This is a genomic window from Elusimicrobiota bacterium (genome assembly GCA_041658405.1).
Lineage (GTDB): Bacteria > Elusimicrobiota > UBA5214 > JBBAAG01 > JBBAAG01 > JBBAAG01.
Window position 1 is genome coordinate 13601 of the sequence record JBBAAG010000018.1, and the last position, 14550, is coordinate 28150.

A 14550-nucleotide genomic window follows, 5' to 3' on the forward strand; every position below is an offset into this window, starting at 1 on the left:
TTATTTACTTACCTGCTAACTTAGCTTCCAACCGTTTAATTTTAGCTTTTAACTCTTCAAGTTCAGTTTTTGTCGCGATATTAGTTTCCTTTAATACCGCAGCGATTTCTTTTCTTACAACCACCGTAAGGTCATCCTTTGCAGCCTTACCTTTATCAATAATTTCGGATAATAATTCTGATACATCATTCTTCCCTTTTTCACTTTGAAGGTCTAGGTTATCAATTAATTTCTCAACTTTTTCTTTGCCATACACCGCTGCGCCTAATGCCAGCAATAACGCTTTATCCGCAATACTTTTAACATTGTCTTTCATAAAAATACCTCCTATTTATTAGCAATTATTATTGTATAATAAATACCACTTAAAAAACATACGAAATACGATGTGTTTTATGAACACAAATTTGTAACGGAGGTATATATTCTGCATGAGTACCACAAAAACGGATAAACTTAAAATCGGGGTAGTAGGTTGCGGGTCAATCGCGAATACTGACCATCTCCCTACATTATCAAACCATGAAAACTATGTATTAAAAGCCGTAGCGGATATCAGTGATGAACGCTTACAGAAAGTTAAGGAACGGTTTAATATCCCTGCAACATACAATGACTACAACGAGTTAATTAATAAAGAAGACCTTGATGTCTTAACAGTCTGTACCCCGGGGAATCTTCATTACCCTGTAGTCATGGCAGCGTTGAATAAAGGTTTACACGTGATGTCCGAAAAACCGTTAGCCACAGAACTATCAGAAGCAAAAGAAATGTGGTCACTCGCGCAGAAGAATGGGCATATCCTCGGTGTGGGTATGCTTTACCGCGGAAAAACTTTAACCCGCAGGATTAAGAATCATATATCAAACGGCGATATCGGCACTCTGCGGACAATACGGTTAATCACGCTTTCCCCAGGCCCGATGTACGGAACAAAACGCAGAGAAATTCATATGAACGCAGAAAAAGGGCCGATCTACGATTGTGGCGTACACTACTTCGACCTGGGACGTTATCTAACGGATAGCGAGTACGACGAAATCATTGCCCGTGGTATTATGGTGGAAGGTTATAAATACCCGGATCATGTGATTGCATTAGCAAAATTCAAAAACGGCGTTATGGGTTTGATAGAAGAAAGTTATATTTACGGCCACCGCGCGAAGGACCGTGTCAACGGCAACTGGCGGATCGAAGTGGAAGGTTCTATGGGCACAATATCGTTTGACCTTGAAAACTCAAGGTTTATAATGCGTAACGACAAAGTTACTTTAGACGAAAAAATGGACTGGGGCAAAAAACCGTTCCCCGACATTTACACAAACTTTTATGAAGCTACAAAAACCGGGAAATACGAACACCTCGCGTCCGGAGATGACGGGATCAAAGCAATGGAAGCTGCGGAAATAGCGCTAAAATCCGCGATGAATAATATTTAACTGTTAATTAATGAAACTATTTACTGATGACTATGAATTATATATACTATGAACTACAAGTAAAGATACGGCTATAGAAAAGTTATTTATATAGATGAAATCGAATAATCTCAATATCATAATACTCGCTGCCGGAGAAGGCACACGGATGAAATCGGCAACACCCAAAGTGCTGCACCCAATCATTGATAAACCAATGATCCGCTGGGTTACTGACGCAGCCGAGAAACTTCATCCACAAAAAATTTATTTAATTGTCAGCCCAAAAACAAAACAGGCAATCGCGGAATTATACAAAAATGACAATAAATATGTACTGGTAACGCAACCAAAACCTCTTGGTACCGCTCATGCAGTAAAACAATCCTCGCGGTACTTAGCAAATTCAACCTCTGACGTCTTAATTTTTTGCGGAGATACACCGCTGCTTACAAGCGATACACTGCTAAGTTTATGGAAAAAACACGGGTCCGTCCGCAATGCTTTAACCCTCTCCAGCGCGGTTGTACATAAACCGTATGGATACGGCAGGGTTAAGATGGAAGTTACCACTAACCACGTTGTCGCTATTGTTGAAGAAAATGATGCATCACCTGAAGAAAAGAAGATTAACGAAATCAATGTCGGAGTGTATTGCGCATCCGCGCGTACATTATTCAAAGCATTAAACAAGGTACGGCCTAATAATATCAAAGGCGAGTATTATCTTACAGACGCCGTAAAAATTATGTCAGACGAACACCAGCGGGTTGGTGTTTACCGTATAACAGACGAACGTGAATGCTGGGGTGTAAACACCCGGTGCCAGTTAGCCGATGCTGCGCGGGTACTGCGTCAACGCATACTTGAATACCATATGGCAAACGGCGTAACCATCATTGACCCGGCAACTACGTATATTGACAGCCAAACTGTTATCGGGCAGGATACAACAATCTTACCCGGAACCTTTTTAAAAGGGGCAACAGTCATCGGTACAAACTGTACCGTCGGTCCGTTTACTATGATTGAAAATTCTATTATCAAAAACAATACTACCCTAATAATGTCTGTCATTGAGGACAGTAAAATCGGGAATAATGTTATCTCCGGCCCATGGTCACACCTGCGGCCTGGCTGTGTAATAAAAGATAATGTTAAAATCGGTAATTACGCGGAGGTAAAGAAATCAGTACTCTCCAGCAACGTACACATGGGACACCATTCCTATATTGGCGACAGTATAGTCGGTGAGGATGTCAATATCGGTGCTGGAGTCATCACCTGTAATTATGACGGTATAACTAAACACAGTACTGTTATTCAACCAAACGCATTTATCGGGAGTAACAGCAACCTCGTCGCGCCGGTAGTTATCGGTAATAACGCAGTTATTGCCGCGGGGTCTACCATCACAGAAAACGTTCCCGCTAAAAGTTTAGCAATTGCGCGGCAACGTCAAACCGTGAAACTCAATTGGAATATAAGAAGGAGAAAATAATGCAAGGCAACCTCAAACTTTTTACCGGTACAGCGCATGAACAGTTATCCAAAGAAATAGCGGACTACCTCAAAGTACCTTTAGCACAAACACATAACAGCAGATTCGCAGACGGTGAAATTGAGATAAAAGTCCTTGAAAATGTCCGTGGGTTTGACTGTTATATCCTTCAACCAACCTGCCCGCCGGTAAATGAACGGTTGATGGAACTTTTTATTATCACCGACGCATTACGCCGTGCATCAGCAAGTAGAATTACGGTAGTACTCCCATACTTTGGCTATGCGCGTCAAGACCGTAAAGTACTCCCCAGGGTTCCAATCACAGCAAAACTTGTAAGCAACCTTATTGTAGCCGCCGGAGCAAACCGCGTACTTACGGTTGACCTCCATGCAGGACAAATCCAAGGTTTCTTTGATATCCCGGTTGATAATCTATACGCTACTGATGTTGTAATGGAATATTTTAAAAGTAAAAACCTTACTAATATCGTTATAGTAAGCCCTGATATCGGCGGTGCGGAACGCGCACGTACAGTAGCGAACCAGCTAAACTGCGACCTTGCAATCATAGATAAACGTCGGCCAAAACCAAATGAAGCTTCAATCATGAACATCATCGGTGAAATTAGAGGTAAAAACGCAATCATTATTGACGATATGGTTGATACTGCCGGGACACTGGTAAAAGTAGCGGAAGCTTTAACGAAACATGGCGCATTAAGTGTCTATGCTGCGTGCTCACATGCAGTATTATCCGGCCGTGCGATTGAGTTAATAAAAAATTCGCCGTTAATAGAACTTGTCAGTACTAATTCCATACCATTAAATGAAAACAAAAAAATTGATAAGATAAAAACTATTTCAATTGCACCATTACTCGGTGAAGCTATCAGAAGAATACATAACAACGAATCTGTAAGCGAATTATTTAAAAGGTAACAAAAAAGTTAACTATTTTGTTCCTTAATTTCTTTGTGATACTCCTGGATTGATTTTATTGTAATCTTGCCTTTAGTAAGCGATTCAATACCATTAATTGCAGCAAGAGCGCCTGACATTGTGGTGATATACGGCAAATTTTGCTGTACCGCAACACTGCGGATAGAGATCTGGTCATACTTAACCAACCCTTTCCCAATCGTCGGGGTGTTAATCAATAGTTTTACTTCACGGTTTTTGATTAAATCCACGGTATTCGGCCTTGCGCCTTCGTGTACTTTGAATACCGGTGTTACCTCTATACCGTTTTCTTTGAGATAATCTGCAGTCCCTTTTGTCGCAACTATTGTAAACCCGAGTTTAACAAGTTTTTGTGCTATCCGCAAAGCAGTTTTGCGGTCACGTTCTTTTACTGAAATAAAAACCTTACCTTCGGTTGGGAGTTCAGTCCCCGCACCAAGTTCGGCTTTAGTATAAGCTTTACCAAAATCTGTATCTATCCCCATAACTTCACCCGTAGATTTCATCTCCGGGCTAAGAATAGGATCTACCCCCGGGAAACGGTTAAACGGAAACACAGCTTCTTTAACAGCAGTATGTTTTATCTCAACTTCTTTAGTAATCCCAAGTTGTACCAATGTTTTACCGGTCATAATTTTTGCTGCAAGTTTAGCCCATGCTACGCCGGTAGCTTTACTAACAAACGGTATAGTACGTGACGCGCGGGGGTTGACCTCAAGTATATAAACCTCATTATCTTTTACAGCGTACTGAATATTCATTAATCCGATTACATTAAGTTCTTTTGCCAGGCCATACGTACTTTCCTTAATTTTTTCAACAATTTTTTTACTTAACGAATACGGTGGTATTGCGCATGCACTGTCACCGGAATGTATCCCGGCTTCCTCTATATGCTCCATCACTCCACAGATAATACATTTTGTACCATCAGCAATAGCGTCAACATCAACTTCAATCGCATCCTCCAAAAACTTATCTACCAAGACCGGATGTTCAGAAGATGCGGATACTGCGCGTGCCATATATTTTGCTAACGCTTCTTCATCATAAACAATTTCCATCGCACGGCCGCCTAAGACATACGACGGGCGGACAAGTACGGGGTAACCGATTGCCGCGGCAATACTCTTAGCTTCCTCTACTGACATTGCAGTATTCCCCGGTGCGCGTTTTAGGTCAAGTTTTGTCAGTAACTCATCGAACCTCCGCCGGTCCTCCGCACGGTCAATACTATCACTTGAAGTACCTAAAATATTAACCCCGGCTTTCTGCAGGGGTACTGCGAGGTTCAACGGTGTTTGCCCGCCAAACTGCACAATCACGCCTTTAGGTTTTTCTTTATCCACAATATTCAGTACATCTTCCAAAGTCAAAGGTTCAAAATATAATTTATCCGAAGTATCATAATCCGTTGAAACAGTTTCAGGGTTACTGTTAACCATAATTGTTTCATACCCATCTTCTTTCAATGCAAATGCTGCGTGGACACAGCAATAATCAAACTCAATCCCCTGCCCAATGCGGTTAGGCCCGCCACCGAGGATCATAATTTTTTCTTTCTTCGACTTCCGTGTTTCATCTTCATTATCATAGGTAGAATAGTAGTATGGCGTATAAGCTTCAAATTCAGCAGCACAGGTATCCACTAGTTTGAACACGCTCTCCACACCTTTTTCAATCCTTAACTTACGTATATCTTTTTCCGATACTTTAAATATATACGCTAACTGGCGGTCACTAAACCCTAACTCCTTAGCGTTTCTTATAATTTCAGGAGTAAGAGTATCAAACTTAAATTTTTTTAGCTTATTTTCAAACTCAATTATTTCTTTTATATTATCAAGAAACCAGCGGTCAATCTTTGTGATATCATAAATCTCGTCAGTAGTTATCCCGCAGAGAAAAGCGTAACGCAGATAAAAAATACGGTCCGCGTTAGGTGTCATAAGGTTCTCACGGATTTTAGATAATAACTGATCATCCGGTGACTTACACATTTCATCAGTAATCTTATCTTTCCCATCACTCCCCAACCCTGACCGCCCAACTTCCAAAGACCTCAACCCTTTTTGTAACGCTTCCTTAAAAGTCCTCCCGATTGACATTGTCTCCCCGACAGATTTCATTGAGGTGGTAAGCACGGGATCCGCAGCCGGGAATTTTTCAAACGTAAACCTCGGGATTTTTACTACGCAATAATCAATGGTAGGTTCAAAACTTGCCGGGGTTTCTCTTGTAATATCATTAGGTATTTCATCAAGTGTATATCCTACTGCCAGTTTAGCCGCGATTTTAGCTATCGGGAACCCCGTAGCTTTTGATGCCAAAGCTGAACTCCGTGATACCCGCGGGTTCATTTCTATGATAACCATCCTGCCGTTATCCTGATTTACCGCGAACTGTATATTAGACCCACCGGTTTCCACCCCGATTTCGCGTATAACTTTTATTGATGCGTCACGCATATACTGGTACTCGCGGTCAGTTAAAGTTTGTACCGGAGCAACTGTTATACTATCCCCTGTATGCACTCCCATAGGGTCAAGGTTTTCTATGGAACATATAATAACCACATTATCTTTCAGATCACGCATTACTTCGAGTTCAAACTCTTTCCACCCGATCAGAGATTCTTCCAGCATAATCTCGTGGATCATACTCAACTCAAGCCCTGACGACGCTAATCGCTCAAATTCTTCAATATTATACGCCACCCCGCCACCGGTACCGCCTAAGGTAAAACTCGGCCGTATGATTATCGGGAATCCTATAGATTTAACCACATTCCGCGCGTCATCCATATTATACGCCTGCCCGCTGCGGGGAACATCCAACCCTATCCGCTCCATTGCTTGTTTGAACAAGTCACGGTCTTCCGCTTTCTTAATTGCATTCGCATTAGCGCCAATCATTTCAACCGCATACTTTTCAAGTATCCCGCGGTCATGCAAAGTTACCGCGAGGTTAAGAGCAGTCTGACCACCAAGAGTTGGTAATAACGCATTCGGGCGTTCACGTTCAATTATTTTTTCCAGGATCTCCGGGGTTAACGGTTCAATATATGTGCGGTCAGCTATCTCAGGGTCAGTCATAATAGTTGCCGGGTTTGAGTTAACCAGCACAACTTCGTATCCTTCAGACTTCAACGCTTTACACGCTTGTGTACCTGAATAATCGAACTCACACGCCTGGCTAATGACAATCGGACCGGAACCAATCAACAATATTTTTTTAATATCAGTACGTCTCGGCATATATTATTTTTTCTCCATTAAATCTATAAACTGCTTAAACAGGTACGCGGAATCATGCGGGCCCGGGGATGCTTCGGGATGGTACTGCACAGAAAATATAGGTAGTTTGGTATGCTTCATCCCTTCATTAGTTTTATCGTAAAGATTTAAATGCGTCAACATAACATCTTTATCCGGGATTGATTTTATATCCACACAAAAACCATGGTTTTGCGATGTAATACACACTTTATTGGTCACTAAATCCTTAACAGGATGATTACCCCCGTGATGGCCGAACTTAAGTTTATACGTCTTACCCTTGAATCCCAACCCCAGCATCTGATGCCCAAGGCAAATACCGAATATCGGAAGGTACATCTCTCCCTTACGGTTTTTTTCTATCATCACTGACACCTGACGTGCAAGATAGGGTAATCCTTCAGGATCACCCGGCCCGTTGGATAAAACAACGCCATCAGGTTTTAATTCAAAAACTTCTTCCGCTGTGGCTAGGACCGGTACTACGGTAACCCTGCATCCTGACTCCTGAAGTTTTCTTAGAATATTATGCTTCACTCCGCAGTCAAAAACTACTACATGATATTTTCCGTCTGTATTCCACTTATACGTTTTCTTGATACTAACTTCTTTAACCATATCACGCCCTACCAAGCCAGGAGCGGATTCAAGTTTTTTCTCTAAACTCTTAGGATCGTCATCAATTGTGGAGATAATACCTTTTAACGCGCCTTTTGTGCGGATACGGCGGGTGATCATCCGCGTATCAATACCTTCAATCGCGATAATCTTATTTTTTTCGAGATACTCTTCGAGTGACATTTTTGAACGCCAGTTACTCATCACGCGGCTAAGTTCTTTCACCACAAACCCTTCGACATACACTTTATTAGATTCCACGTCTTCAGTATTAACCCCGTAGTTTCCTATAAGCGGGTATGTCATCATAACAATCTGTCCTTTATATGACGGGTCGGTAAGGATTTCCTGGTAACCTGACATACTGGTATTGAACACAACCTCGCCGGTAGTTTCTCCTTTAGCGCCAAAACTTTCACCGGTAAGTATTGTTCCGTCTTCGAGCAGTATCACAGCTTTCATGGAGTTAATATAACCGCTTTCTAAATTTATCCATACTAGTTGCTACAAATTGTAATAATGATACACAAAAACGTACTGCTTGGCAAGTAAAAAAGATTCCATTATATTACTACTTCCGCACATCTACTGCTATATATTACCATTAGTTACAAGCAAGCAACTTCACAAGTTGCGGCGATATCTGTGTATACCCGCACTCCTGTGCTTTTGTCAGATGAAACCGTGCATAATCGTACCGGTTTGCCTGGCAATACATTACCGCAAGGTCGTAATGCGCCTCTGCGTAGTCAGGATTGAGTTTGAGTGTATCCTTCCAAAACTTTTCCGCTAGGTCAAAACGGTTAGACCGGTAGTATAACAAACCAAGGTTGAAATGAGCAATGTCGTAGGACGGGTTGATCCTCAATTCATTGTTAAACTCCTGTTCAGCTTCACTTAACATATTTTTATTGGAGTATATCAACCCAAGATTATTATGTGCCATAGGTTCGTAAGGGTTTAACTCCAACGCTTTTCTATAATGAAATTCCGCTTTATCAAAATCATTACCAAAGTAATACATCACCCCGAGATTCCTGTGTGCCAACGGCGACGCAGGCGAACCTTTTACCGCTGCCTGCCAAAACGGTAGTTTGTCACTAAACACAGATGAATATGTGAAAGTAACTAAACTCAGCAATGTTATCACTACAACTTTTATAATGTTAACTATACTCCCATTATTTTTAATCTCTTCCCCAACCCTTGTTTCCAACAAAAAAATGAGGAACCCGATAACCGGGAAATACATTCTGTGCTCATATAATTCAACCCCATACTTTTTATCAGGCCGCGCAAAGGATGGAATCATAAAAAGTATTAGCCATAAAATACCGAATACCAGGTAGTACCACCGCTTCTTTGAGGTTAATATCACTAGTACCACACATATTATTACGGAAATAATACCGTATACAAACGATGTGTCCTGCATTAACGCCAGAGGGGATAAGTTGAACGGCAATAATATTTTTCCAAGAAACTGTATAACTGCTGGCGAATTAATAACCATACCCAGTATCAAATCAAATATACTTAACTTGATAGGCTCTTCCAACGCCATCCCACGTAGAATATACCATAAGGCCGTAACTGCGATCCCTGCAGTTAAGGCAGTTATTATTCCCCAATTTTCTGTAGTTCCGTCTTCCCTGCGTTTTATCCACCAGTATGCGAAGTACAAAAATAGTACCAGTACTGCCGTTTCTTTTGTAAACATCGCACCTGCAAATCCTAACACAGCTATCACCGCGCTCCTTACACTTCTTTTTTCAAGAAAATTAAGGTAACTAACCAGAGAAATCAGGATAAATAATGTTACTAAAGAATCATTCCGCCCGGGAATCCATGCAATTGCCTGTGTCAGTACTGGGAGAACCGCAAAAATTGCGGACACAAAAAATGATGATGGTTCAGGATATGACATTTTTTGCAACAGTTTATAGAGCAAAAAACAGTTTAGCAGATGAATCACTATATTACTTAGATGATACCCCCATGGATTCACTCCCGAAAATTGCGCGTCAAGGATAAATGATACAGTCAATAAAGGGCGGTAATATATATCATTACCATGCAATAAACGGAAAACATCCTGTTTAAACGCTGTGAATACATTATTTATATTCTGGAGAAACCTTATGTTGTCTATAATTAGAAAGTTGTCATCGAAATACACGTAATTAAAAAATACGGTACGAAGGTATACGGCTAGGGATAACATGGTTAATAATATGTATGGAAGAACTGACTTTGTTGTTGCCGATAGTTTCATTTTATACAATATCATCAATTTTGGCGGGGTCGACGAGATTTGAACTCGCGATCTTCAGCTTGACAGGCTGACGTGTTAGACCAGGCTACACTACGACCCCGTTCACTAACATACTAGAAGTTGTCGGAACATTATACAATACTTATCTCAAAAAACAAACCTGGGTGGCACCGGGCTTGAACCGATGACCTTTGCCTTGTAAGGGCAACGCTCTCCCAACTGAGCTAGCCGCCCGAAATACTATCCTTTCCCGACGACAAACGCTTCTTGTTTCGCTCCCGATATTTCAGGGCTATTTTTGCCAAGTGTCCAAAAAGCGTCCGTTAGAGCACTCAGTGTTTCCAGCGCCTGGCTTTTATGATCCGGCGCCAGATGACTATACCTCATAGTCATTTCTATTGACTTATGCCCCACTAGTTCCCTCACTGTATATATATCTACTCCATGCAATACAAGCTGAGAACAAAACGTATGCCTCAGGTCATGGAACCTAAAATCTTTGATATTCGCTTTCTTCATAACTGTATGAAACGCTTTCTTCACGTCTCTGAACGGACTTCCGTCACTTTTACAAAAAACATATGGGCTTGTCGGATGCTTCTTTATATTAGACAAAACCTTCAACATAGCGCTATTCATTGATATTTTCCGGGAAACCTTATTCTTCGCTAATGAAGATGGTATATGTATTGTTTTGTTTACCATATCTACATTATCCCACTGCAACTGGAAGATCTCACCACGACGCATGCCAGTATTTATCGCCGTAACAATTATATCCCTCAAATATCCTTCAGATACGCTCAGTAGTTTTTTGATTTCTTCAGCTGAGAGGAACCTAATCCTTCTATCATCACAAAATAATTTCTTTACCTTTGCTGCGGGATTTTCATCAGCAAGTTTCCACTCAATCGCCTTGCTGAATATACTTTTGATGAACGACAACTCTTTATTCACTGTTGCCGGTTTGACAACATCTTTCCTAAAGGCTTTATATTTTTCAACATCCAAAGACCCTATATCGCAAACATACTTATTTCCAAAATATTCAATAACATGTTTAGCACAAACGACGTCTCTAAAAAACGACCTTTTATTGTTTTTAGAATATTCGTTTAAGTACGTCTTAATGATCTCAGCCAACTTTGTCCTCAACTTCTTCTTTATATCTAAGAACTTATTTTCCGCAACCTCTACTCTGCGTTTCTTAAGTACCGTTTCGGCCAACTTCTTGTCTGTACCAATTTTTTCTCTTTTTCGTCGGCCATACACATAGTAATCCAAATACCAATTACCATTCTTTTCATACATGCCAGAGACTTTACGTTTTTGACAGCGGTTCTGCATTAGCATAAATTATGCCTTCCCCGCCGTCCCTAGCTCTGTGTTAATATACATAATTGCCTCTTATAAGTCAAAATCAATCTTTCTCATATTTTAAAATATCGATTTTGTGTCGTTCTATCCACTGATCGATATCTTTCTTGTCAAACTTCACCAACCGGCCACACTTGACATAAGGAATCTTGCGTTGCCATATCCAGGAATAGATTGTATTTTTGCTCAAACCCAAGTATTCTGAGACTTCTGTGATACTCAGCAACTTTTGTTCCATACTATTCCTTAAGATTATGTTTTTTACTTCTAGAATAATTTTGTGTGTAATACTGGCATTGATTCTTAGAACAGTCCAGATACTGGCTGATTTTCCCCTGACAAGAATATATATAATGGTTATTATATACACCATATAATATATTGTTTATTTCACTAATCGTAAGCTCACTCTCGTTTTGCCAGTTCCATGCCAGAAGTATACCCAGGGTCTTCTCCCGGGAATAACCATAGTTACGGAATTCACAGGCAACAATATGGGCAACAATATTACGTTGCCCACATTTTGTACCATTCCGCAGAACTTCGAGAACACATGGACGCAGTTGAGAGCTCTTGTTGTTTTTGTATACGCTGTTTTTTTTGGCATACTGATCTGAGTTTACATTCAATCTTGATAGAGTTTGGACCAAGTCAACTTTTTGCATTTTATGTAGCAAGGCTAGTTGGTCAGGATAGGGCTGCAATTGTTCATCAACGAATACACATTCGCGTTTGGACACTTGATGTATCCCAAGCGGAGCCTTCACTAAATTTCCAGGATATTCAGTACTTGTGGTGTCCTGTTTGGGAAATACTTCGTGGTTAACAGTAATAAGTTTTCCCAATTTACGGGCCAAATGATTCGGTTGAATTTCGGTAAAAAATATCCAAAAATGGTAACCCTTACTACCGCTGAATTCAAGATTCACAGGCAAACCTAGAGATTTCAGCTTATTGATAGTTTGAGTTAGAACATTCATTTCCAGTGTATCGATATCAATACACAGCCACTTGGTTGTGCTGGTTACTGACGAATACAATCCGATAGTAATCTTATGTTCCAGATGTTTTGCAATGATGTCATCTCCCAGTTTTGAACGTTGAATCCCCCATGTCCCATCAGACTTTTGGTATGGGAACATATCGTCTGTACGGTTCACAAATAACTTCCTGAATTGTGTTATTGTATCTTGCGATATCATCGTTACCTCCGGTAATTTCTGTTAAGATAATTTACCATTCCTCGAGGAAATATATTCAGGTCAGCAGTAAAACCGGGATTAGTATCCAGCATTCTTTGCCAATATATTTTCGATTGTTCAAATTCTCCGAGTAGGTAGTATGATGCCGATATATACAGGTTGATAGTTTCCATTTGTTCCCGGGTTATGTACAGGGAATACCTGTTTGTTAAATCATTGAAATAGTTGACACACGTACTGTAATTAAAATGTTTGTAGTAGTTAATACCCTCCATGACTCTTTCCTGCTTGAGGACATATCTCACTTTCTTTGGTGCATAATATGTCGGCGGCGGTGCTGTGTATATTTGAGCAGGAACGGGGCTCAGTTCATTTTTTAAGTTGACATAGTCAGTCGCACAGCCAGTAGTGCCAAGTAGTATCAGCACCGGGATAAATATTTTATTCATACCGCTATTATTGCGTGTTAACATGTTGGATATTAATTTCATTGGTTTCCTCAAAATTTATTGTTATATAGTAGTCTCCTGGTTCAAATACCATCTCGGTTTCAACGTATGGATATGAAGTCGGTACTAACCTTAACACATGCTTCCCGCACTCAATACTTTTCTTCTGACCTTTAATAAATGGCGCTTCATCTTCATTTTCATTAAACACACCGTCAATATATACCGAACACTTGGGATACGTGTCAATCATTAGAAATGAGTGTCTCGGAGGCACTACAACATTCTGGGCTACTGGTATATTCTTTTCTACTTTTGTTTTGTTATTTACATATTTATGCGCGTTAAATACCATGTTAAGGAAAAACGTGCATATAATAACACTAAGGCCTACCTTGATAATATCGTCAAGATATGGCACTTGTTTTAGCTTTAAGAACAAGTCACGGAGAGATTGACAAATGATTATCACGATATTTATCAAACTCCTTAGTACAGCTCCCACTCTGAACATCAACACCATTATCTTTTGAAACCAGGCATATAACATTGTGGCAAACGTAAACAGCGGATTTGTGCTGTAACTCGGCTGAGCGGCGTATCGTGGACGTGGTGAACTCGTCGGGCGTGGTGCGGTTTTACTGGCACTTGGAGACGAGTTCATCATATTCAACAATACATCCCTAGCATTCTTCAGGTCTGTTAGTTGCGCTTGAGCTGCCTCTATCTCACTCTGAGAAAAGGCATTACTCAATCTTACCCGCCATTCTAACATCTTACTGTTATATGCCTGGTTTATCTTCCCAATATTTAACGGTTCTTGCAGCTTCAGAACCTTTTTCGCTTCAGACAAAGTCATTTTCAGAGTCCTCTCATCTATCGAGAATTAGCTTGTTGCTGAGTTCTGCGAAGTGTTTCACTAGGGTTTCTTCATCCCCTATCCATCTGTACCTAACTTTGCCGTTTACTACCGAAGCAATTGCCTTTAATGTCTTTTCATCTACCCCAGTCTTTGTGCCTATACCAATACAATCGATTATCACTCCAAGCTGTTTAAGCATATTTGCATGGGTTACGGGATTACCGGAATCCGTATGCGCACCATCACTCAGGAGTATAATTCGTTCATCGCCGTAGAGTGTTCCCCATGGTAATCCCAACACACTTCCTGCCATCTCAAGACCCGCAACCATGTTTGTTGAAAATGTCGGGGATAGCCTGTTGATCCCATCGACTATCGTCCTATAATTATCTCCGACAGTGAGTAATGGGACTTCAATCGCTGCTTTGGAACTGAACCACACAAGGCCTATCTCATCATTTTTGTCAATCTCAAGTTTCTTATCGACAAACTCAATCGCTGCGTTTTTTGCAGCCTTTATCCTTTGCCCTTTCCAATCCCTGTATGCCATTGACCCCGAGCAGTCAATCACCAGAGCTGTTCTCTCGTGTCTTCCTACCCTAAGGCCG

Annotated in this window: 13 protein-coding genes and 2 tRNA genes; 3 read left to right on the forward strand and 12 right to left on the reverse strand. The window is 40.7% G+C overall.

Going from position 1 to position 14550, the window contains the following annotated elements:
* Positions 1–4: 4 nt before the first annotated feature.
* Positions 5–316, reverse strand: coding sequence for a hypothetical protein (locus WC955_04965; GenBank protein MFA5858398.1), 312 nt, complete (start codon positions 314–316; stop codon positions 5–7).
* 115 nt (positions 317–431) lie between these two features.
* On the opposite strand from WC955_04965, the gene WC955_04970 reads away from it, so the two are divergent.
* The 3 genes from WC955_04970 (at position 432) to WC955_04980 (ending at position 3860) form a co-directional block, all read left to right on the forward strand.
* A complete protein-coding gene (locus WC955_04970; GenBank protein MFA5858399.1) occupies positions 432–1439 on the forward strand; it encodes a Gfo/Idh/MocA family oxidoreductase in 1008 nt (335 codons plus the stop codon).
* 94 nt (positions 1440–1533) lie between these two features.
* Entirely contained in the window at positions 1534–2919 is a 1386-nt protein-coding gene (gene glmU / locus WC955_04975) for a bifunctional UDP-N-acetylglucosamine diphosphorylase/glucosamine-1-phosphate N-acetyltransferase GlmU (GenBank protein MFA5858400.1), read from the forward strand.
* Entirely contained in the window at positions 2919–3860 is a 942-nt protein-coding gene (locus tag WC955_04980; GenBank protein ID MFA5858401.1) for a ribose-phosphate pyrophosphokinase, read from the forward strand. The genes glmU and WC955_04980 overlap by 1 nt, the downstream gene beginning before the upstream one ends.
* An 8-nt stretch (positions 3861–3868) precedes the next feature.
* Here WC955_04980 and carB read toward each other — a convergent pair whose 3' ends face one another.
* The 11 genes from carB to WC955_05035 form a co-directional block, all read right to left on the reverse strand.
* A complete protein-coding gene (gene carB / locus WC955_04985) occupies positions 3869–7138 on the reverse strand; it encodes a carbamoyl-phosphate synthase large subunit (protein ID MFA5858402.1) in 3270 nt (1089 codons plus the stop codon).
* A gap of 3 nt (positions 7139–7141) precedes the next feature.
* Positions 7142–8239 (reverse strand): glutamine-hydrolyzing carbamoyl-phosphate synthase small subunit, encoded by a 1098-nt coding sequence (gene carA / locus WC955_04990; GenBank protein MFA5858403.1) that lies wholly within the window; start codon positions 8237–8239, stop codon positions 7142–7144.
* Between the two features lie 142 nt (positions 8240–8381).
* Complete coding sequence (locus tag WC955_04995; GenBank protein MFA5858404.1) at positions 8382–10052, reverse strand: tetratricopeptide repeat protein; 1671 nt, start codon at positions 10050–10052, stop codon at positions 8382–8384.
* A 21-nt stretch (positions 10053–10073) separates the two neighbouring features.
* Positions 10074–10152: transfer RNA gene (locus tag WC955_05000), tRNA-Asp, on the reverse strand.
* Positions 10153–10213: 61 nt separating this feature from the next.
* Positions 10214–10286 (reverse strand) — tRNA-Val (locus WC955_05005).
* Positions 10287–10292: 6 nt separating this feature from the next.
* Positions 10293–11405: a site-specific integrase gene (locus WC955_05010; protein ID MFA5858405.1), complete on the reverse strand. Its 1113-nt coding sequence runs from the start codon at positions 11403–11405 to the stop codon at positions 10293–10295.
* Between the two features lie 67 nt (positions 11406–11472).
* Positions 11473–11667, reverse strand: coding sequence for a helix-turn-helix domain-containing protein (locus WC955_05015; GenBank protein ID MFA5858406.1), 195 nt, complete (start codon positions 11665–11667; stop codon positions 11473–11475).
* Position 11668: 1 nt separating this feature from the next.
* Complete coding sequence (locus WC955_05020) at positions 11669–12589, reverse strand: hypothetical protein (GenBank protein MFA5858407.1); 921 nt, start codon at positions 12587–12589, stop codon at positions 11669–11671.
* 44 nt (positions 12590–12633) lie between these two features.
* Entirely contained in the window at positions 12634–13080 is a 447-nt protein-coding gene (locus WC955_05025; protein MFA5858408.1) for a hypothetical protein, read from the reverse strand.
* Between the two features lie 7 nt (positions 13081–13087).
* Positions 13088–13939 carry a hypothetical protein gene (locus WC955_05030; GenBank protein MFA5858409.1) on the reverse strand — a complete coding sequence of 284 codons (852 nt, stop codon included), beginning with the start codon at positions 13937–13939 and terminating at the stop codon, positions 13088–13090.
* Positions 13940–13952: 13 nt separating this feature from the next.
* Positions 13953–14513 (reverse strand): vWA domain-containing protein, encoded by a 561-nt coding sequence (locus tag WC955_05035; GenBank protein ID MFA5858410.1) that lies wholly within the window; start codon positions 14511–14513, stop codon positions 13953–13955.
* Positions 14514–14550 lie beyond the last annotated feature (37 nt).

Bases quoted from the DNA above. Each gene is read 5' to 3' on its own strand.
- WC955_04965 (MFA5858398.1), bottom strand. From the start codon at position 316: ATGAAAGACAATGTTAAAAGTATTGCGGATAAAGCGTTATTGCTGGCA.
- WC955_04970 (MFA5858399.1), top strand. From the start codon at position 432: ATGAGTACCACAAAAACGGATAAACTTAAAATCGGGGTAGTAGGTTGC.
- glmU (MFA5858400.1), top strand. From the start codon at position 1,534: ATGAAATCGAATAATCTCAATATCATAATACTCGCTGCCGGAGAAGGC.
- WC955_04980 (MFA5858401.1), top strand. From the start codon at position 2,919: ATGCAAGGCAACCTCAAACTTTTTACCGGTACAGCGCATGAACAGTTA.
- carB (MFA5858402.1), bottom strand. From the start codon at position 7,138: ATGCCGAGACGTACTGATATTAAAAAAATATTGTTGATTGGTTCCGGT.
- carA (MFA5858403.1), bottom strand. From the start codon at position 8,239: ATGAAAGCTGTGATACTGCTCGAAGACGGAACAATACTTACCGGTGAA.
- WC955_04995 (MFA5858404.1), bottom strand. From the start codon at position 10,052: ATGAAACTATCGGCAACAACAAAGTCAGTTCTTCCATACATATTATTA.
- WC955_05010 (MFA5858405.1), bottom strand. From the start codon at position 11,405: ATGCTAATGCAGAACCGCTGTCAAAAACGTAAAGTCTCTGGCATGTAT.
- WC955_05015 (MFA5858406.1), bottom strand. From the start codon at position 11,667: ATGGAACAAAAGTTGCTGAGTATCACAGAAGTCTCAGAATACTTGGGT.
- WC955_05025 (MFA5858408.1), bottom strand. From the start codon at position 13,080: ATGAATAAAATATTTATCCCGGTGCTGATACTACTTGGCACTACTGGC.
- WC955_05030 (MFA5858409.1), bottom strand. From the start codon at position 13,939: ATGACTTTGTCTGAAGCGAAAAAGGTTCTGAAGCTGCAAGAACCGTTA.